The following is a 21,419-nucleotide window of genomic DNA, read 5'->3' as shown; positions in this document are numbered from 1 at the left end:
CCCCAAAAGGGAAGGTACGCCGTTTTTATATGCTTATAATCAACCCAGCAGGTTTGTCATGCTCTTAAGGCTGACGCCGAGGGTGGAGGCGTTGTGCAGCAGAGCCGAGGTGGCCGGGGGCAGCACCCCCATTGCGCCCAGCACGATGAGGGCGCTGTTGAAGCTCATAATAAAGCGGTAGTTGGCGCGGGTGCGCTTCTGCAGGCCGTTGGCGATGGACTTGAGGACAACCAGCTCACGCAGGCTGTCAGCGGCTATCGTGATGTCCGCAATCTCGCGGGCAATGGCTGCACCATCGCTGATGGCAATGCCAACATCGGCGGCAGACAGGGCAGGGGAGTCGTTGATGCCGTCACCCAGCATGATGACGGTGCGGCCTGCGGCCTTTTCCTGCTCGACAAAGCGGGCCTTGTCCTCGGGCAGAACCTCGGCATAGTAGGCGTCCACGCCGACCTGTGCGGCAATGACAGACGCGGTGCGGTCATTGTCGCCGGTCATCATAACGGCCTTGCGGATGCCCAGCCCGCGCAGCTGGCGCAGCACCTCGGCAGCTTCCTGCCGCAGGGGGTCCGCAATGCAGATAACACCGGCCAGTACGCCGCCGATGGCCAGATACAGGTGGGAATACTCCGGCGGCAGGGCGTCAAATTTCTGTGTCTCACTCGTGGGAATATAGCAGCCCTCGTCCTCAAAGACAAAGTGCTGGCTGCCGATGACGGCCTTCTCGCCACCAATCTGGCTGGCGATGCCGTGGGCCACAACGTACTGCACCTCGCTGTGCATTTCATCGTGGCGTATGCCCTTGGCGGCAGCGGCCTGCACAACAGCGTTGGCCATCGAGTGAGGATAGTGCTCCTCCAGGCAGGCGGCAATCTGCAGAATCTCGTCCTCGGTGCGGGTGCCGAAGGGCACGACTTTCACAACGGTGGGCGTTGCGTGGGTCAGCGTGCCGGTCTTGTCAAAGACGATGGTATCCGCGTTGGCAAGGGCCTCCAGATACTTGCCGCCCTTGACCGTGATGTGGTAGCTGCCGCACTCCCGCATGGCGGACAGCACCGCCAGCGGCATGGACAGCTTCAGCGCACAGGAAAAATCGACCATCAGAATCGAGATGGCGCGGGTCACGTTGCGGGTCAGCGCGTAGGTCACGGCGGTGCCCAGCAGGCTGTAGGGAACCAGCTTGTCTGCCAGCGCCGCGGCGCGGGTCTCGCTGGCGGATTTCAGCTTCTCGGAGCTTTCAATCATCTTGACAATCTGGTCATAGCGGCCGTTGCCGGCCTGCTGCTCCACCGTGACGGTAATCTGGCCTTCCTCCACAACCGTACCCGCGTAGACAACCGCACAGGAGCTCTTGCGCACAGGCTCGGCCTCACCGGTCAGGGACGCCTGATTCACGCTGGCCTCGCCGTCCAGCACCCGGCCATCCAGCGGGATGACGCTGCCGGTGTGCACGATGATAGCATCCCCGGTGCGAACCTGAGAAATCGGGACAAGCACCTCGCCCTCGGCGGTCTGCTGCCAAACGCGGTCCACATTCAGGGACATACAGCGGGCCAGATCACCCAGCGACTTTTTGCGCGTCCATTCTTCCAAAAGCTCGCCCAGCCGCAGCAGGAACATAACCGAGCCCGCGGTCGAAAAGTCTCCGCGCAGCATCGAAACGCCGATGGAGAGTGCGTCCAGCACCTCCACCTGCAATTTACGCCGCCACAGGCAGCACAGGCCGTGCCAGATGTAGGGAATACTGCGCACTGCCGTGTAAGCAAAGCGCAGTGGCGCAGGCAGAAACAGCTTGCGTGCAAAGTGGAAAATCGTCATATTGACGAGCTTTTCCTGATATTCCCGGTTGACAGTGCGGGGGCTGTTGGCGGGTACCTCGGCCAGGGCCGCCACGTCAAAACGAAAGGCGGTCAGGCCCTTGATAACGCCTGCGCGGCTCTCGGTGTAGACAACCACAACATCGCAGGTGCGCTCATACACGGCGGCGGTGCGCACGCCGGGCAGATTGGTAAGGTAGTCCTGCAGCTGGTCTGCCTCCGCAAGGGACATACGCGGCTTGTTGAGGTGCAGGCGGATGCGCCCGCGGCTCTCATGCAGAATATTCCATTTCATGCTTATACTCTCCCAAAACAAAAGCTGCCCGCGTGCGCAGGCAGCCCATTTATGCTGTGAAATTATTCGGCAGCCTTTTCCTCGGCGGTATCTTCCACAACAGCCTCATCCTCAGCGGCGCGCTGCTCGTTGATTTCCTTGGCGTCGGCCAGAATGTCACCGCAGTTCTCCTGCAGGGTGGTGGCGGTTTTCATAACCTGATCCTTCATACGCAAAACGGCAGCGGTGCACTGGGTGTACAGCTTCTTTGCGTCCTTGCTGGTCAGAATCTCGATACCGGCAGAGCCAAACAATGCGCCGCCTGCAAACAGACCAATCTTTGCCCAATTCATAGTTCAAATCCCCTTTGCTAGTGTGTATATACATTGTGCCTGAAAAGGCGAACCCGTAAGGTTTACCTATTATTTTACACCGGTTAGTGATAACTGGGGTAGATAAAAAAGCCGAAAATTATGCAGTTTGGTTTTTTGATGGGCATGGCTGCACTGCCTCGATGGGGCAGGCCACACGGCGCAGCTCGGTAGGGCGGCGGCCCGTATGGCGGCGGAAGGCGGCAGCAAACCGGCTGGGGTCCTCGTACCCGACGCGATGGGCAATCTCGGCCACTGGCAGGTCGCTCTCCTGCAAAAGGCAGGCAGCGGTATCCATCCGTAGTGCCCGCAGATAGCTTGCCACCGGCACGCCGTACAGCGCCTTGAAGCAGATTTTCAGCGAGCTCTGGGATAGATGAAACCGTGCGGCCAACTCCGGCAGCGTGATATGGCTACTCTGATGGGCCACCAGATAGTCGTGCACCTGCCGGGTATGCTCAAGCTGCAGGCGGTCAAAATATGGCGTCTGCGGCTCATTCTCGGCGGCGTAACGGCCAACCAATGCGTCCCAATGCTCCAGCGCGGCGGCAGCGACCCGCGGGTCATACATAATGCCGCTGTTACGCTCGATCTCGCGGCGGCAGGCGGCGCTGGTCATGGCCGGGCGATAGCTGCGGCTGCTCATCATGGCATCAATGGAATCAGCCACCGCCAGAATCCGGGACCCCAGCGGGATGTCCGTGCCGGAAAGGCCATCGGGATAGCCGCGGCCATCCCAGCGCTCATGATGGTGGCGCACCAGCACGGCAATGTGCTGAAAATCATCGACCTTGCGCAGGATTTCGTAGCCGGTCACAGGGTGGCGGTGCATTTCCTCCCATTCGTTCTGTGTCAGCGGCCCGGCCTTGCGCAGTACGGCGTCCGGCACGGCAATCTTGCCGATATCATGCAGATGGGCGGCAATGTGCAAAAGGGTGGTGCTGGTTTCATCCAGCCCCAGCGCGGCGGCCAGAACCAGTACCATATCCGCCACGCGCTCCGAATGGCGCGCCGTGTAGGCATCGCGGGCGTCCATGGCGGCAACGATGCTCTGAATTAAATCGTGATATTGCAGCAGGCGGCCCGCAGCGGTTTTCTCTTGTACAAAGGCAGCAGTCATGGGCACGCCTCCTTTCCAGACGGTTAGTTTATACTAATAGTTAGCATAGACTATCTTACTCCGGAAAGAACTGTTTGTCAAGGGGGGCATAGGAAAAGAAGCAGGCTATCCGGTAAATTATTGCTTCCCAAACTGAATTTTCACAATCTGCATTTTCATCATTCCATCGCTGATTCGGGAGAGAAAACGGAAAAAGTGGCTGACAGAGGGGGCTTTCAGGTCATGGTAGCCAAGCATATACCCCCGGCTGGATACCTGCAGGCGTGGGTCCTACGCGTTGATTTCGCGCGTTGCAGCGGAGATGGCAAAATAGGCCCCGACATCCTTGATTTCGGCGTCCTTCAGCCAGGTTTTCAGCATCAGCTTCACGGCCTTCTCGTTGGCGGCGTCAAATACCAGCACGCTGCCGGAAAAAACGTCCGCCATGGCCTGTACCAGTGCCTGCACCTACTTCTTCAAGAAGTAATAGAACACGCCGGACGCAAAGAACACCGCGCCGCCTGTGGCGTCGATGGCATCAAACCACGCGGTATCATTCAGGTTGCAGGGAATATTCTGCTCCCGGTCCCCGGCAGGGAGCAGCTGATTGCGGTACGCAATCACATTCGGAAAATCCAAATTGTAGATAAAGGCTTTTACGTAATCACCCATTTCCTCCGCCCGCTTTGCAAGGCGCTTTTGCAGGAAACGGCTTTTGAACTGGCCATCGTGAATCAGGGGTAAATCAGCGGCAGAAGCAAATCAGTCTGCAGCTTGGCCGCAAGGGGAGAGGCCTGGTCCAAATCAGAGCTGCCGAGGATTCCGTAGTCCATATGGATGTTTTGCCGTGCGGCCAGCAGCCCCACAAAAGAGCCGCCCAGTGAGCAGCCGTAGGCTGCACGAAGCTGTCCGCCGCAATACTCCTTGATATAGTGCTCAATTTTTTCGACCTCCTGCGTCATGGTCGGAAACTCAGTGTGCTCGGTTTCATCAAAACCGTCATAGCGGACGCAAAGCACACGAAAGGTGTTTGCCAACAGAGGAATCACCTTTTCAAAGTTGCTCTTCCAATGGCAGCAGGTGCCGGGAAGAAGCATAATCACCGGGGCGTTTTCAGCGCCGAAGGCGTAAACCTTCATCTCTCCATCTCCTTCACAGAAAAAAAGTTAGGATAAACTAACCACGGGCCTTTAAAAAAGCCGCATTGCTGCGACCCTTCCGCGTATTTCTGTACATTTATAGTAGCGAAAATTTGTTTGTATGTCAGGATTTCGGGGACAGAATCCCTGCAATTTTTTGTGAATGGCAGTTTTCAGCCTATATCAAAACAAATCCAGCATCGGGTCAAGGTAGATTTCCTCCCTCACACGAAGCTGAAAGGCGGGCTTGACGAGGTAGTACAGCAAAAATTCCAGCACCACCGCACTGCCAAGGCCGCGGCCTTCTATTTTAAAGTTGGTAAAGCCCATCGGTAGGTAGCGTGCCCGGATATCGTCTGTCCCGATAAATGCCGGGTTCTCCATAGCGAGGGAGAAGCGGTAGCCATGCGCGGCGTTGGGGGCGGCACAGTGATGCTCGGGCACGTTCAGCCCCAGATTCCGGCGGCTGACGGTCTCATAGCAGGCCTTGCGGTCACGGCAGCCTACCCAGCAGCACTCATTGCAGAGAAATTCCAGCTTCTCGCGCGGGGCAGGGGAGAGGGCGGCCAGCTGGTCAAACGCCTTGTTTAGCCGGAAATCCGGCACAACGTAGCGGAAATCCGGTCTTGCGGTCTCGGCGGCAAGCGCCGGAAAGTCCGTCAGCACCTTGGTGGTGGAGGAGACGAAATAAAGACCCGGATACATCCTCTTTATATAATCCAGCAGCAAATCCGAGTGTACAATCACCCCGCTGGCCGGTGAGTTGCAGGCGGCAAACAGGCGGCAGAGCGCGTTGCAGGCCGGGTCAGCCAGATGCTCGGGCTGCAGCAGCGAATTGCTGAAGGTCAGGCGTGCGGAGATGCCATACTCCTGCGTTAAGGCCAGCACGTCCCACGGGTCAGCCTCGCCGCCGCCCACACGCCCGCCGCCCCAAAGGCAGTCGGCGGGGGCACCGTAGAGCGAGGCGATATCGCACCAATCGTAGAACCAGTCCCGATGGCTGCGGTACAGTGGCAGAAAAGCGCGGTACAGCTCATAAAACTCAAACAATCCCGGCAGATGATAGTGTGCAGTGCGTCCCATAGCGCGGCCCCCTTTTGCCCCATTATACCAAGCCGCGCCGGAATTTGCAAAAAAATCGGTCCAGCAGGGCAGAGAAGGGGGTATTTGCGCAAACTGCACAAAAAAGCGGGGTGAGTTAATGTGAAAACTAACGAAATCCAAAGCCGTTTGTGCCAAAAAAAACGCATTTTGTGCATTTGATGCACCAAAATTGCGGGTGTGTGGTATGGTATAGTCACAGAAAAAAGAGACGGCATCCCCGGACGGGCAGACCAGCCCGCCGAAAAGGAGGAAAACAAATGTTAGAAATCACTCGTCTGACGGTGGAGCACCTGACGGCGGACTGCGTGACCGACTGCCCGGCCCCGCATATCGCCTTTGCCGTCAGAAGTGACCGCAACGGTGCACAGCTGACCGATGCGGAGCTGACTGTCGGTGACTGGTCCGCCAAAGTAACCGGCGACGGCCAGACCGGCACTACCTACAAGGGCCCGGCGCTGCTGCCCTTCACCACCTACAGCGTGCAGCTGGCCGCCAAGGATGACGCAGGCGAGACCGCTGCAGCGTCCATGACCTTTGAAACCGGCCGCATGGAGACACCGTGGAAGGGCCAGTGGATTACCGATGGCGACTACCATTTCACCGAGGCCAAAGTCAGCCCCATGCCGATGGTTTTCCGCAGGGAAATCACCACCGACAAGCCGATTGCCCGCGCCCGCCTCTACGCCACCGCAATGGGCATCTATGAGGTGGAGCTGAACGGCAAAAAGCTGGGCGACCGCTACTTTGCCCCCGGCTTTACGAGCTACAAGAGCTATTTACAGTATCAGACCTACGATGTCACGCCGTTTATGACCGGCCACAACACACTGACCGCCACCGTGGCGGGCGGCTGGGCCGTGGGCAGCTTCGTCTTTACCCGCAAGAACCGCGTGACGGCTGACCGTCAGGCCCTGCTGGCCGAGCTCCGCATTGAGTACGAGGACGGCAGCGTGGAGGTTATCGGCACCGACAGCAGCTGGCAGGTCACCGAGGATGGCCCGGTCCGCATGGCGGATATCTATGACGGCGAAACCTACGATGCCACGAAGGAAACCACCGGCTGGCACAACGCCGCGCCCGAAACGCTGAAAATCACCCCCGCCATCACGGCGGAGTACGGCGACCCGGTCAGGGCCCACGAGGTTATGCGCCCCATGGCCGTCACCACGGCGAAGGACGGCGAGGTCATCTATGACTTTGGCCAGAACTTCGCGGGCGTCATCCGTATGAAGCTGAACGGCAAGGCCGGGCAGGTCATCACGGTCCGCCACGCGGAAATCCTAAACCCGGACGGCACGCTGAACACCACCTTCCTGCGCACGGCCAAGGCTACGGCCACCTACACCTGCCGCGATGGCGAGCAGGAATACAGCCCGCGCTTCAGCTACATGGGCTTCCGTTATGCCGGGGTCAAGGGCATTGACCCGAAGGAGCTGGAAATCGAGGCTGTGGCCCTCTACTCCGATGTGGCACAGCACGGTGGGTTCCACTGCTCGGATGAGATGCTCAACAAGCTGCAGTCCAACATCACCTGGAGCGCCAAGTCCAACTTTGTGGACATTCCCACCGACTGCCCCCAGCGCGACGAGCGCATGGGCTGGACCGGTGATATCAACGTCTTTGCCCCCACGGCTCTGTACAACTTTGAGCTGAGCCGCTTTTTGGAGAAGTGGCTGCGCGACGTCAAGGCCGAGCAGCTGCCCACCGGCGGCCTGCCCAACACCGTGCCGGTGCAGGGCTACGGTTTTCCCGCAACGATGCCGGAGATGGCCGTGGACTGGTGGGGCGACGCCTGCGTGAACGTGCCGTGGGCCCTGTATGAGGCCACCGGCAATGTGGACATCCTGCGGGCCATGTACCCCACGATGCAGAAATACGTCAAGGCCTGCCGCTTCTGGGCAGGGTTCGGCATCGGCAAGCACCGCTACATCTGGCACACGCCGGCCGTGCTCCACTTCGGTGACTGGGTCGCACCCGATGTGCCCAAGATGAGCCAGTGGCAGGGCCGCAGCAAGTACACCGCCACGGCCAGCCTGTGCAATACCAGCGGCCGCCTTGCCAAAATTGCACGTCTGCTCGGTAAGGATGAGGACGCCGCCCAGTATGAGACGCTGAGCGCCAAGGTGGCGGACGCCTATTGCAGCATCCTGACGGATGGCAGCGGCAAGGCGAAGGACGAATTCCAGACCGCCTACGTGCTGCCCCTCTACCTGAATATGTTCCCGGAGAACGTCAAGGCCAAGGCCGCCGAGAACCTTGTCAAGCTGGTTGAAAAGAGCGATTACAAGATTGGCACCGGCTTCCCCGGCACGCCCTACATCCTGTTTGCACTGGCCGACAGCGGCCACGCGGACACCGCCTTCAAGATGCTGCTGAACACCCAGTGCCCGAGCTGGCTGTATGAGGTCCGCGTCGGTGCAACCACAGTCTGGGAGCGCTGGGACGGTCTTGATGAAAACGGCGAGTGCCCCATCGGTGACGATGGCACCGACCAGATGATTTCCTACAACCATTACGCTTCCGGCGCGGTCGGCGCGTTCCTATACCGCCGTGTGCTGGGCGTGGAGCCGGTTCTGCCGGGCTATAAGCTGTTCAAGTTTGCCCCGCTGGTGGGCGGCGGCCTGACCGAGGCCGATGGCACGGTGGGCACGCCCTACGGTGAAATCAAGGCGGCGTGGCACATCGAAAACGGTGAAATGACCGCTGAAATCACCGTCCCGATGGGTACGGCCTGCACCGTAACCCTGCCGAGCGGGGTAGAGCAGAACCTCAGCGGCGGCAGCTACACGCTGACTGCGAGGGTGTAAGAAAAAACCTTCTCCTGCGGGAGAAGGTGGCGCACAGCGCCGGATGAGGGGCGGGCCTGCGAGGCCACCCGCAAATGGGCAGTCTCATACAGCTTTTCCCTCCTCAGTCACCTGCGGTGACAGCTTCCCCCAAAAGGGGAAGCCATGACAATGTCTACCTTATTATAATGGAACCCCAAAACAAAAGAAGGAGTGACCTTTTATTATGCCTGAATCCAAAGGCAACTTCTGGAAAAGCCCGCTGACACGCTCCCGCATCAAGAGCGATGACGTCAAGCTGCCGGAGATGCTGTTGGGCTACTTTATCGGCCCCTTCGGCGCATTGCTTTCCAGCGGTATCTTTACCAGCATCCTGCAGAACTACTTTACCGATGTTCTCAAGCTCGATTTGGGCTTCCTGACCACCCTGCAGTTGATTTCCACCGTGCTCATTGTGGCGGCCAACCTGATTGTCGGCCAGCTGATTGAGCGCACCAAGGCACTGGCCGGCAAGGCCCGCCCGTGGATTCTGCTCTCGGCACTGACCCTTTCGGTCTCCAGCGTGCTGATGTTCATCGTGCCGTTTGAGGGCACGGCCAAGATGGTCTGGATTGCCATTGCATACAACCTCTATTATGCAGTGGCCTACCCCATCTACAACACCGCCAACTCCACGATGATTCCTGTTTCCACCCGTGACAGCAAGCAGCGCGGCGCGCTGGCTTCCTTCACCAACGTGGCAGGTCTGGCCGATATGGGCGTTGGCTCGATGATGTTCCCGATGCTTGTCTCCTTCGCCCTGAAGGAGGACCAATACCTCTGGTTCATTGCCATGCTGGCCGTGGGTGTTTTCAGTGCCCTCACGATTTATCTGCAGTTTATGTTCACCCGCGAGCGTGTCACCGAGGAAGGCCGCACCGAGGAAGTCGAAACCCCCAAAAAGACGGTCAGCCTGTCGGAGCAGCTCAAGGCTGTTACCAGCGACCGTATGTGGTGGATTGTCATGGCGTTCTATATGCTGTTCCAGTGGAGCGGCGCTATGAAGAACGGCTCGATGAGTTACTTCTGCAAGTGGGTGCTGGATAACACCTTCTTTGGCACGGCAGACGCATGGGGCGCTTCTCAGGGTCTGCTCAGCATCATGGGTGCTATCCCGATGGCCATTGCCGCGGTCTTTGTTGTGCCTCTGGCCAACAAGTTCGGCAAGCGTCTGGTCTGCGGCGTGTTTATGCTGGTGGGCGCTGTCGGCGGCGTTATCGCCGGTCTCGGCGGCGGCAACATCGTGCCGGTTGCCATCGGCGTAGCGCTCAAGTGCCTGGGTTCCTCCCCAGCCTGCTACCTGATTCTGGCTATGATTGCCGACGTTATCGACCACATTGAGTACCGCACTGGCATCCGCACGGACGGTTTGACCATGAGCATCTACAGCTCTCTGATGGTGGCTGCAACGCCTATCTGCAACTCCATCTTCAGCGCTATGCTGAACGCCAGCGGCTACAATCAGGCCGCCGATGTCGCGCTGGGTACTGCCGCCCAGACCGCCGGTGTCCAGACCGCAATCTCCATCAGCTACATCTGGGTCGAGACTGTCTGCTACATCATCGGCGCTGTCATCCTGATTCTGTTCTGGACGGTCGAGAAGAACCTCCCCGCCGAGCAGGCCGAGATTGCCAAGCGCAACCAGAAGTAAGAATCCCATAAAACGGCGATTCCATCGCACCCCGCGGGCGGGGCAGAGCCCCACCCCGCCGTAGCCTTCCCCTATGGGACAGGCTTCCACCCTACCACCTGGTAAAGTAATGCGCCCCCTACAGGCGCTTACGGATATATGCAAGGAGGAAAAACATGAGTAAGAAAAATTCCAAGCGCCGCGTCTGGCGCGGCGTGACCACCGCAACGGCGTCACTGCTGGCACTCAGTGTCTGCGCATCCACCGTTGTGGACGGCTTCCGTACTGACATTGACAAGTTCCTTGGCACCAAGAGCACCAAGCTCGTCACCGAGGACACCGACGGCGTGGACCTGTACACCTTCAAGTCCGACTACACCTCCACCACTGACCTGCTGCACGGCATCCAGGACGTGGGCGAGCGTATGAGTGAGGAAGGCAGCGTCCTGCTGAAGAACAACGGCGCACTGCCGCTGACGAAAGACGAGACCCAGAAAATCACCCTGCTGGGCTTCTCCAGCTACTATCCGGTGCAGGGCGGCGATATGGGTTCCAGCCTGAGTGAAAACACCGGCACCGATGCCGACACCGTGGATATGGTACAGGCCTTCAAGGCCAAGGGCTTTGGCCTGAACCAGACTGTGGCCGATATGTACGAGGCCCTGCAGCCCACCTTCAAGTCTGAGGTCCAGAGCTGGGGCGGCGTCAAGGAGTACAACCACATCACGGCGCCCTCCACGTCCGGCGTGTTCTCCAGCAAGGAGCCGAGCCAGGCTGCACTGGACGGCCAGAACGCCGCATGGAAGGACAGCATGAATGACAACAACGTGATGATTGTCACGATTGCGCGTTCCGCCTCTGAGAACGGCACTTATATGCCCGGCACTGCCGGCGTTGACCCGACCCAGAATCTGAACCAGACCGACCCTCTGGGCTTGTCCGACGATGAGCGCGATCTGATTCAGGCTGCCGTTGACGCCAAGGCCTCCAACGGCGGCAAGGTCATTGTGCTGCTGAACAACGCCAGCGCGATGGAAGTACAGGAGATTCAGGATAATGCAGGCGTTGACGCTATCCTGCAGATTGGTCTGCCGGGCGGCTACGGCTTCTACGGCGTGGCAGACATCCTCTCCGGTGATGTCAACCCCTCCGGCCATCTGACCGATACTTATGCGGTCAAGAACGCGAACTCTCCCGCTGCCCAGAACTTCGGTGACTTGCAGTGGACGAACGCCAACCCCGACATTCAGATGAATGATGCCATTGTCGAGGCTGAGAACATCTACATTGGCTACAAGTACTACGAGACCCGCTACTTTGACACCGTTATGAATCAGGGTAACGCTGCCTCCATCGTGGGCTCCTCCACCGGCAGCGCATGGAACTATGACGATGAGGTTACCTATCCGTTCGGCTACGGCCTGTCCTACACCACCTTCACCCAGACGCTGGATGATCTGAACGTGGATTTGGACAATGAGACCGTCACCGCCAAGGTCACCGTCACCAACACCGGCAGTGTGGCCGGCAAGGATGTTGTGCAGCTGTATGTCAGCCTGCCCTACACCGACTATGACAAGGAACACGGCGTTGAGAAGGCCGCTGTCCAGCTGCTGGACTACGGCAAGACCGCTGAGCTCGCCCCCGGTGCCTCCGAGACCGTGACCATCACTGCTGATATGCAGAATATGGCCAGCTGGGATTCCACGGCTGACAACGCCGCAGGCACCAAGGGCTGCTACATTCTGGATGCCGGTGACTACTACTTCACCATTGGCAATGGCGCTCATGAGGCCGTGCAGAACGTTCTGGCCGCTGAGGGTCAGGATGTCGGCGGCAGCGCAGACAAGGCCAAGAGCTGGAATCTGGGCTCTCAGGACACCACCGCCTTTGCAACCACCAAGAACGGCACTGCTGTGGAGAACCAGTTGGCGGATATGGACGTCAACTACTGGCTGCCCGGCACCGCTACCTATCTGACCCGCGCCGACTGGGAGGGTACCTTCCCCAAGACCTACACCGACCTGACCGCCACCGACGAGATGATTGACATCCTCGACAACGACATCTATGAAATCAACGCCAACGGCGACCCCTCCACGGTTACCTTCGGCGCTGACAACGGCCTGACGCTGGCCGACCTGAAGGGCGTTTCCGACATCAACGACGAGCGCTGGGACATGCTGATGGATGAAATCACGCTGGAAGAGTGCATGATTCGCACTGCTTTCGGCGGTACCTCCACCAAGGTTATCGAGTCCATCATGAGCCCCGAAGCCATCCAAAACGATGGTCCCAATGGCTTCAACTCCTATCCTCTGGGCCAGTACGCCAACACCGATGCTTCCACCGGTGATCCCTGCGTGGTCGATGCCAATGACCCCAACCTGACTTATAAGATGGGCACCATGGTCAATGAGACTGTCATCGCCCAGACCTTCAACAAGGACCTCGCCGCCGACTACGGCCGCGTGATCGGCAACTACAGCCTGTGGAGCAATCTGCCCATCTTCTGGGGCTGTGGCACCAACCTGCACCGCGTACCTTACAACTCTCGTAACCATGAGTACTACTCCGAGGATGCCGTCCTGACTGCTGGTCAGGGCACCGCCTACTGCAATGCAGCACAGGAGTACGGCGTCATCATCGCACCCAAGCACCTCGCCTTCAACGATACCGAGGTCAACCGTACCGGCGTCTCCGTCTTTATGACCGAGCAGCAGGCTCGCGAGAACGAGCTGCGCGGCACGCAGGCTATTGTCGAGAACGGCGTTCTCGGTGTTATGACCGCCTTCAACCGCGTCGGTATCACCGCTGCCAACGCCCACACTGGCCTGATGAAGAACATTCTGCGCAACGAGTGGGGCTTCAAGGGTCTGGTTTCTGAGGACTTCATCATGAACCCCAACTACGCGGTTCTGAAGGAGTACGTCATGAACGGTGGTACGATGACCACCTTCACCGGTGACAACGATATGGCTGCTGTCACGGAGAAATTTGCTTACTGGACTGTGGACGATGTCAGCAAGGACACCGAGCTTGTGACCGCACTGAAGCAGGCTATGAAGTACCAGAACTACGCGATTGCCAACTCCAATGCGATGGACGGCATGGCCTCCAGCACCAAGCTGGTCAGCGTCCGCACTTGGTACGACAACGCCCTGACCGCTGTACAGATTGTCTTTGCCGCCCTGACCGTGCTGGCCGCCGCCATGTACGTGCTGGACGAGCGCAAGTCCAAGAAGCAGTAAAGGAGAGCACACCATGACTTCTACTAATAAAAAGGGCGCAGGCTTCATCCTGTCGCTTCTGACCGCAATCGCCGGTGTGGTAGGCCTTGTGTTCTGCATGGTCAACGCCAACACTGACTCCTTCCGCAAAATCGGCACCAGCCCGGTCGTCATTGCCTGCGCTGTGATTGCCATTGTCGCACTGGTTCTGCGCATTCTGCTGGACGGCAAGCAGGCCGTTGCCGCTGACGTGATGAGCGTTGTCGCCGGTGTTACGCTGGTGGTTGCCGCTGCTCAGTTCATCAGCCCCCGCGTCAACACCATTGCCTCTATTATGTCCTTCACGAACAACGCCCAGACGATGGCTGACCTGTCCAGCGCCATCTACGGCACGGCCGCCCTGCTGATTGCCGTTGTGCTGAACATCATCGCTGCGTTCACCAACGTGACCAAGGAGTAATTTCACCATCCCCGCGTCACCATTCATCGTGACAGCTTTTTCCTCTTCAATCCCCGGAGGGCTTGCTCTCCGGGGTATTTTATATATAATTATAAGTAGAAAATGGCTTCCCCTGCGGGGGAAGCTGTCACCGAAGGTGACTGATTGAGGGCCGACCTCGCCCGGATTTCCCGTCTGCGGGTAGGAGGGAGGAGTCTTGCCCCTCCGCACATCCTACAAATTCTTACGAAAGGACGTGATTTCTATGCGCAAGCTGTACAGTATTCTTCTGTTGACAGCACTTCTCCTGCTTTCCGCCTGCGCAACCGCTGCGCCTGCCGCGCCGCAATGCCGTCTCGTCCTTGAATCGTCCCCGGCGTTTACCGCCAACACCCAGACCGCCGCCGTTACCCCGGGGCAGAGTGTGACCTTCACCCTGACCCCGGCCGACGGCTATACCCTGACCGGCGCGGACTACCCAGGCGCAGTGCTGACCCGCAACGGCGCAGACTACACCCTGACCCTGCCTGATGTGCGCTACTCCACCGCTGTGGCGGTCACGGCACAAAAAAGCGATACAGCGCTTTATTATAACGATAACCTTGGCGGGGACTGGCAGAAAACCCCGGTTACACCCAGCCACACGCGGCTCAACACAGCCCCGGATGGCGCATTGTTTGCCAATACCGGCCATACGCTGACCGGCTGGAACACCGCGCCGGACGGCAGCGGGCAGGCCGTGGGCCTTGGCAGCCGCACGGCCCCCGGCACACGGCTCTACGCGCAGTGGGCCGCCCAGAATGATGCCGCGGAGTTTACCTACACTGTGAACAACAACGCGGCCACAATCACCGGCTGGCAGGGCAGGGGAGAGACCCTCGCGATACCGGACACGCTGGGCGGTGCGCCGGTTGTGGAAATTGCTGCGGGTGCCTTTGCGGGCGCACCCTGCAAGATGGTCATCTTCTCCGATACCCTGCGCCGCGTGCAGCCCGGGGCGTTCACCGGCAGCGCAGTCGAAAGCGTGACACTGTTTGATAATCTGCAGCAAATCAGTGACTATGCCTTTGAAAACTGCACGTATCTGCGCACCTTACATATCAATGCTGCCACCGCCCCGGTCTACAGCGGCAGCTACTACGCCACCTTTGCCGACAAGTATGACCGCCTTTTGTCACTGGAAAGCACCCAAAAGCTCGTGCTGTTCTCCGGCTCGTCTGCGCGGTTCGGGTATGACAGCGCCGCGCTGGACGCCGCCCTGCCGTCCTATGCCGTGGTCAATATGGGGGTGTTTGCCTACACGAACGCCCTGCCACAGCTGGAGCTTATCCGCGCCCGGATGCAGGCAGGGGACATCCTGCTGCTCTCGCCCGAATTTGACGCTGCAAAACGCCAGTTCTGCACCACAAATGCCTTTGACGATGACTTTTTCTGCATGGCAGAGGCCAACTACGATATGGTGGCAGAGCTTGATTTGCAACAGTACAGTGGTGTTTTTTCAGCGCTCGGTTCGTATTTGCAAACCCGCGCCGGTATGACGCAGAGTTCTTACGCTGTCTCGCCGTCCGACCTCGACGAGGACGGCAACGCCGTGGACACCCCGAGTTACAACGCCTACGGTGATTACGTTCTCTACCGCTCCGATGCCGCCGATGATACCCCCATCTATGGCTTGCCGGTTGATTACACAACCGCGGCTTTTCCGTATGATACCTATATTGCGCCTGCCAACGCGGAATTTTCCCACTTTACGGCGGTGGGCGTGCACGTCTGGCTGACCTACAGCCCGCGCAACAGCCGGGCCGTTTCAGCGGAATCCACCCCGGAGGCTATCGCGGCACTGGATGAATATTTCCGGGAAAATCTTGATGTGACGATACTAACAAACCTTTCAGATTCTTTGCTGCCGGGCCGGTACTTCTTCGGCACGGACAATCACCTTTCCACCCACGGCGTGGCGCTGCGTACCGAGCAGGTCATCGCCGCGCTGACAAGCCAACTGCAAAGCGAGGGACTGACACCATGATTTTTGTCTATCTGCTCACAGCCCTGACGGTACTTCTGGCGCTGGCAGCCCACCGCTGGCCGGTTGCCGCCGCACTGGGTATGGCGGCGGGGGCGGCGCTGCTGTTGGCGGCTCTTGTGGTCGGTACGCCCACGCGCACGCTGCTGCTCTGCTTATTGGTGCCCTGTGTCGCAGCACTCTGGCCGAAAGGGGGCCGCCCATGAATTTTACCGCACCGGCCTTTGTGCTGGGGCTGCCGCTGGTCATTGCCCTGCACTGGGTTATGCCGCCGCGCTGGCGGTGGGTGCTGCTGCTGGCGGTAAGCCTTGGCTTTTACGCGCTGGGCAGTGCGCAGGCGTTCCCGCTGCTGATGGGTATTACGCTGGGAACCTACGCTGCAGCGCTTTTTATTGCAAAAAGTAAAACGCAGACCGCCAAACGAATTTGGCTGATCTGCGCGGCGGTGCTCTGCCTTGGCTGTCTCGGTGTCTTTAAATATGCCGGACTGTTTGGCGCTGGCACGTCTCTTTTGCTGCCCGCGGGCATCTCGTTCTACACGTTCCAGACCCTCGGCTATGTCATCGATGTCTACCGTGGGCGGCTGGCGCCGGAGAGACACCTCGGCTACTATGCGCTGTTTGTAAGCTTCTTCCCGCAGCTGGTAGCTGGCCCGATTGAGCGCAGCATCGCCCTTTTGCCGCAGCTGCGCGACCCGGACAGCCGTATGGATGCGAGCGGATGGCTGTACATTCTGCGCGGCTTTGTCAAAAAACTGCTTCTGGCGGACACTGCCGCCGTCTTTGTGGATGCCGTCTACGCCGCGCCGTCTGCGGCCAGCGGCCCGGCCGCCCTGTTGGCCACCGTGCTGTTTGCGTGGCAGATTTACTGGGATTTTTCCGGCTACTCGGATATTGCGGTGGGCGCAGCCGCACTGGTGGGCGTGCAGCTCAGCCGTAACTTTGACCATCCCTACCGTGCGGCGTCCCTGCGGGATTTCTGGCACCGTTGGCACATCAGCCTGACCCGCTGGTTTACCGATTATGTCTACATTCCGCTGGGCGGCTCGCGCTGCGGAGCTGTACGGTTGGCCGTGAATACGATGGTGATTTTCCTGCTCAGCGGCCTTTGGCACGGCGCAGCGCTTCATTTTGTGGTGTGGGGCGGTGTGCATGGCGTGCTGCTGCTGGCGGAACGCCTGCTCGACCGCCTCGGCCATGACCGGCGCCCCGCTTCGCTCTTTGCACAACGCGCTGTGACCTTTGCCCTTGTCTGCGCCGCGTGGGTGTTCTTCCGCGCTGGGTCCGTTTCGGACGCACGGATGATTTTTTCACGCTTGTTTACCGGCTGGACGCTGCCTGCGCTGCACACTACGGCGCTGACGCTTGGAGTGCAGCCCGCCGCCCAGCTCGTTCTTGGAGCACTCTGCCTGCACCTTCTGCCCGAGGATTCATCCGATACGCCCACCCCGCGCGGGGTGCTGGCATTCTGCCTGCTGACGCTGGCCGCCGCCACGGCGTGGTTTGCCGCGCTGCACGCGGGTACGGCGAACGCCTTTATCTACTTCCAATTCTGATGCCATGAAGAAACTGATTGCCTGTATGCTGACAATATTTGCTGCCATACCGCTGATTTTGGCGGTGTGGGGCTTTGCCGTGCCCGCGCAGTACCGGGAAACCTTTGTCGGCGAGCTGCCCGCCAAGCGCGCAATGCTGGCGGCGGAAAGTGACAAGCCGCGGCTCATCATCGTAGGCGGCAGCGCGGCGGCGTTTGGCGTGGACAGCGCCCTGCTGGCACAGGAGCTACCGGACTATCAGCCAATCAATTTCGGTCTGTACGCGGCGCTGGGCACGCGGGTGATGCTTGATTTATCCATAGACGAGCTGCGACCCGGGGATATCGTCATCGTTATGCCGGAGCAGCAGAGCCAGGCGCTTTCTGATACAATCGGAACAGAAACGCTCTGGCAGGCGGTGGATGGTGACTTTGCAGCTCTCGCTTGCCTGCATGCCCGGGATTTTGGCCCGACGCTGGGGGCCTTCCCGCGTTTTGCGGCAGCTAAATTCCGGTATTTCCTCATCGGCGCGCCGAATCCGGAGGGTGTCTACCGACGCGATAGTTTCAATGCGGCGGGAGACGTGATAAATCCGCTTTGCAGCGCCAATATTTTGCCGGACGGCTACGACCCGACAATGCCGGTGCGGTTTGACACCGCCATGCTCAGCGCGGATTTCTGTGCCGCCCTCAATGACTACACCGCCCACGCGGAGACTGTCGGCGCAACGGTATACTACCATTTCCCGCCCATGAACGCAGCTGCTGTGGAAAGCGGTGCGGATATTGACGGCTACGCCGCGTATCTGCAATCGCAGCTCACCGCCCCATTGGCGGGAAATCCCCACGCCTGTGTGCTGGATTCCGGGTGGTTCTATGATACAAATTTCCATCTGAACGCCAGCGGTAAAACCGTCTTTACCCGGCAACTCATCCGGGATATCAAAGCCATGCTGGGGGATACCTCCACCACCGAGATTGCCTTGCCAGCTATGCCCGCCAGCGCGGCGCAGGCAGACACAGAAGCTGCGGATAACAGCGATGCAGCGTATTTTACAATGCAAAACGGCGTTCTGACTGTGAATGAGCAGGGCCGCACCCGCAGCAGCCTGACCATCCCCGCAGAGGTGGACGGCACGCCGGTAACGGCCCTGACCGCGGACACGCTTACCGGGTGTGATAAGCTGGAGAAATTGACGATACAGCAAAACATTACCGCCTTGCCGGATACCCTGTTCACATCCTGCCCGGCCTTGCGCACTGTCACACTGACCCAGCCTGACCCTGCCCGATTGGCTGTAGGGCAGAATTTGCTGGCCGGTGCCCCCGCCGCCCTCCGCCTGCAGGTGCCGGACGGCAGTTACACTGCCTACTGCCTCAGCTACGCATGGTCCGCCTACGCCGAACGGCTGGAATAATGCCGCTAATGTAGCCGCTTACGTGCCCACAAAAAGCAGACATTTATAAATGTAGAGATTTCATCCTATATTTTGAGCTTCCCGAAACGAGCTGCCATGCCAGCGCATGACGGCTCTTTTCATATTCTGCCTTAGCCTGAAGGCATTTGAAAATCACATATATTCCATTGGTGTGGTGGTGCCGTAAATGGCAAGGCTCATACCTTATTATAGAGGAGCTACGGAAATGGAAAAGATGAGCAAATACAACGGCCTTCCGAAGGACTTCATCTGGGGCGGCGCACTGGCCGCCAACCAGATGGAGGGCGCCTGGAAGGAAGGCGGCAAGGGCTGGTGCCTGGCCGATATCAACCGCAGCCAGTACGACATCCCGCCGGAGAAGCGCTATAATCAGGAGATTGACACCGCCTATATCAAGCGTGCCATGGAGGAGGACGATAAGTACTACCCCAAACGCCACGGCATCGACTTCTACCACACCTATCCGGAAGATATCAAGCTGCTGGCCGGTACCGGTATGAACGGCCTGCGCACTTCCATCAACTGGGCGCGTATCTTCCCGAACGGTGATGACGCCGAGCCCTGCGAGGAGGGCCTGAAATACTATGACAATCTGATTGACTGCATGATTGCCAACGGCCTTGACCCGATGATTACCATCAGCCATTACGAAATGCCGCTGAATCTGGCGCTGAAGTACAACGGCTGGGCCAGCCGCGAGCTGGTGGACTTCTTCGTCAAATACTGCGAGACGCTGTTCAAGCGCTACAAGGGCAAGGTACACAAGTGGATTATCGTCAACCAGATTAAACTGATTGTCCATGAGAGCTTCAACCACCTCGGCATCGCCAGTGATAAGGTGGACAACCTGCTGGAGGCCAAATATCAGGGCGTGCACAATGAGATGGTTGCCTGCGCCAAGGCTACCAAGATTGCACACGAAATCGACCCTGATAACCAGATTGGTATGATGTTCTGCTCCAACCTGACCTATCCCATCAGCCACCGCCCCGAGGATGTGCTCTGGAATATGAAGCACAACCAGATGGAATACCTCTACGGTGATATTATGGTGCGCGGCTACTATCCCGGCTATGCCCTGCGCTACTACGATGAGCACAACATCCACATCGAGTTCTACCCCGGTGACGAGGAGGCCCTGAAGGAGGGCACGGTGGATTTCGTCTCGCTGAGTTATTACTATACCCGCCTGTCCGGCGAGGAGCTCTATCTGCACACCGAGCTCGGCCAGGTGCCGAACCCGGATATTCCGGCCAGCGATTGGGGCTGGAGCATCGACCCGGTGGGCCTGCGCATTGCCCTGAACGAGTACTGGGACCGCTACCAGAAGCCGCTGTACATCACCGAGAACGGTCTTGGCGCCTATGACAAGGTCGAGGCTGATGGTTCCATCCACGATACGTACCGCATCGACTATCTGCGCGCTCATATCGAGCAGATGAAGGAGGCCGTCAAGGACGGCGTTGACCTGCGCGGCTACTATCCGTGGGGCCCCATCGACATTATTTCCTGCTCCTCCAGTGAGATTGAAAAGCGCTACGGCTTTATTTATGTCGATTATGATAACAATTTCAACGGCACGGGCAAGCGCAGCAAGAAGGACAGCTACTACTGGTACCAGAAGGTCACAGCCTCGAATGGTGAGGATTCGCAAAATCAAAAAAAGAGCTCAAGCGTTTCCCCAAGGTGCCTTCCTATACCGAATGGAGCAAGCCCGTCAACGCGGACGAAAAAGACAGCTGAGCCATTATCCCATTGCCTGTAAAGGCATTCCTCATATTTCACAAAACCCCTGCCGCTTAACGGCAGGGGTTTTGGTATTGATGCTACCGTGGGCGGGGGAGAGGGGCTATGCTTACTCCTCGTTCCAGATTTCCTTGGCCATGCGGAAAACGGCCCATGCCTTGGGCCAGCCGCAGTAGAAGGCGGCGCGGGTCACAATCTCGGCAATCTCGTCCTTGGTGATGCCGTTCTTCTTTGCACTCATCAGGTGATAGCGGAAGCTCTCATCGGTCAGGCCCTGCGCCATCAGCGCCACCACCGTGACAAGGGAACGGTCCCGCAGAGAGAGCTTGTCCTCACGGCTCCACACCTGACCAAACAACACATCATCGTTCAATTCTGCGAACTTCGGCGCAAAGGTGACGTTGGCGGCAAGCAGGCCGCACTGCGGGTTCGTCAGCGGATTCAAGAAGGAATCGCCGATAAAATACTGGGCGTAGGCCGTGCTGGGCGCGCCCTGACCGAACATATTTGCCTTCTCAAATGCTTCCTTGGTTTCGTACTTCATGGGAACTACCTCTGTTCAGAATCAGAACAAGCGCAGGCTGGTGCCCGCCCTTGTCTTATATTCTACAACTTAAAGCGTAGTTTAAGTCAAGACTTAATTTGAATCAGACGCGCACGAGCTCATAATCCTGCGTGCCGATGCCCAGTGCCTCGGCGGCGTCGATGGTATGGGTGCCGTGGCGGCTGTTGACGCGCTCCATAAAGTGG

The 21,419-nt window shown here is 58.7% G+C and carries 17 protein-coding genes; 9 read left to right on the top strand and 8 right to left on the bottom strand.

Going from position 1 to position 21,419, the window contains the following annotated elements:
- Positions 1-39 precede the first annotated feature (39 nt).
- From NE623_RS11855 to NE623_RS11825, 7 genes are all read right to left on the bottom strand, one after another.
- Positions 40-2,112 (bottom strand): heavy metal translocating P-type ATPase, encoded by a 2,073-nt coding sequence (locus NE623_RS11855; protein ID WP_256272771.1) that lies wholly within the window; start codon positions 2,110-2,112, stop codon positions 40-42.
- Positions 2,113-2,174: 62 nt separating this feature from the next.
- Positions 2,175-2,444 (bottom strand): DUF6110 family protein, encoded by a 270-nt coding sequence (locus tag NE623_RS11850; RefSeq protein WP_256272770.1) that lies wholly within the window; start codon positions 2,442-2,444, stop codon positions 2,175-2,177.
- Between the two features lie 118 nt (positions 2,445-2,562).
- On the bottom strand, positions 2,563-3,582 hold the full coding sequence (locus NE623_RS14935) for an HD domain-containing phosphohydrolase (RefSeq protein WP_370866743.1): 1,020 nt from the start codon (positions 3,580-3,582) through the stop codon (positions 2,563-2,565).
- A gap of 270 nt (positions 3,583-3,852) precedes the next feature.
- Entirely contained in the window at positions 3,853-4,029 is a 177-nt protein-coding gene (locus NE623_RS14930; RefSeq protein ID WP_370866742.1) for a hypothetical protein, read from the bottom strand.
- Complete coding sequence (locus NE623_RS14925; protein WP_370866741.1) at positions 4,030-4,233, bottom strand: hypothetical protein; 204 nt, start codon at positions 4,231-4,233, stop codon at positions 4,030-4,032.
- Positions 4,234-4,295: 62 nt separating this feature from the next.
- Positions 4,296-4,700, bottom strand: coding sequence for an alpha/beta fold hydrolase (locus tag NE623_RS11830; protein ID WP_256272769.1), 405 nt, complete (start codon positions 4,698-4,700; stop codon positions 4,296-4,298).
- A 183-nt stretch (positions 4,701-4,883) separates the two neighbouring features.
- Positions 4,884-5,783 (bottom strand): hypothetical protein, encoded by a 900-nt coding sequence (locus NE623_RS11825; RefSeq protein ID WP_256272768.1) that lies wholly within the window; start codon positions 5,781-5,783, stop codon positions 4,884-4,886.
- 278 nt (positions 5,784-6,061) lie between these two features.
- Between NE623_RS11825 and NE623_RS11820 the strand changes: the two genes are divergently transcribed.
- From NE623_RS11820 to NE623_RS11780, 9 genes are all read left to right on the top strand, one after another.
- Entirely contained in the window at positions 6,062-8,611 is a 2,550-nt protein-coding gene (locus NE623_RS11820) for an alpha-L-rhamnosidase (protein ID WP_256272767.1), read from the top strand.
- 205 nt (positions 8,612-8,816) lie between these two features.
- The gene (locus NE623_RS11815; protein ID WP_256272766.1) at positions 8,817-10,280 is read left to right on the top strand and encodes an MFS transporter; all 1,464 of its coding nucleotides are present in this window, start codon (positions 8,817-8,819) and stop codon (positions 10,278-10,280) included.
- Between the two features lie 155 nt (positions 10,281-10,435).
- On the top strand, positions 10,436-13,510 hold the full coding sequence (locus NE623_RS11810) for a glycoside hydrolase family 3 C-terminal domain-containing protein (protein WP_256272765.1): 3,075 nt from the start codon (positions 10,436-10,438) through the stop codon (positions 13,508-13,510).
- Positions 13,511-13,523: 13 nt separating this feature from the next.
- On the top strand, positions 13,524-13,949 hold the full coding sequence (locus tag NE623_RS11805; protein WP_256272764.1) for a hypothetical protein: 426 nt from the start codon (positions 13,524-13,526) through the stop codon (positions 13,947-13,949).
- A 244-nt stretch (positions 13,950-14,193) separates the two neighbouring features.
- Entirely contained in the window at positions 14,194-15,954 is a 1,761-nt protein-coding gene (locus tag NE623_RS11800; protein WP_256272763.1) for a leucine-rich repeat protein, read from the top strand.
- Positions 15,951-16,157 (top strand): hypothetical protein, encoded by a 207-nt coding sequence (locus NE623_RS11795; RefSeq protein ID WP_256272762.1) that lies wholly within the window; start codon positions 15,951-15,953, stop codon positions 16,155-16,157. Before NE623_RS11800 ends, NE623_RS11795 begins: the two co-directional genes overlap by 4 nt.
- Positions 16,154-17,506, top strand: a complete 1,353-nt coding sequence (locus tag NE623_RS11790) for an MBOAT family O-acyltransferase (RefSeq protein WP_256272761.1) — start codon at positions 16,154-16,156, stop codon at positions 17,504-17,506. The genes NE623_RS11795 and NE623_RS11790 overlap by 4 nt, the downstream gene beginning before the upstream one ends.
- Positions 17,507-17,510: 4 nt before the next feature.
- Positions 17,511-18,902, top strand: a complete 1,392-nt coding sequence (locus NE623_RS11785; protein WP_256276154.1) for a hypothetical protein — start codon at positions 17,511-17,513, stop codon at positions 18,900-18,902.
- A gap of 226 nt (positions 18,903-19,128) precedes the next feature.
- Positions 19,129-20,688 carry a glycoside hydrolase family 1 protein gene (locus NE623_RS11780; protein ID WP_256272759.1) on the top strand — a complete coding sequence of 520 codons (1,560 nt, stop codon included), beginning with the start codon at positions 19,129-19,131 and terminating at the stop codon, positions 20,686-20,688.
- Between the two features lie 90 nt (positions 20,689-20,778).
- Here NE623_RS11780 and NE623_RS11775 read toward each other — a convergent pair whose 3' ends face one another.
- Complete coding sequence (locus NE623_RS11775; protein WP_370866740.1) at positions 20,779-21,213, bottom strand: carboxymuconolactone decarboxylase family protein; 435 nt, start codon at positions 21,211-21,213, stop codon at positions 20,779-20,781.
- Between the last annotated feature and the right edge of the window lie 206 nt (positions 21,214-21,419).

The sequence above is a fragment of the Gemmiger formicilis genome (assembly GCF_024462815.1).
Classification (GTDB): Bacteria; Bacillota; Clostridia; order Oscillospirales; family Ruminococcaceae; genus Gemmiger.
The sequence above is the reverse complement of the archived record's forward strand: the minus strand, read 5'-3'. Positions and strand labels throughout refer to the sequence as shown.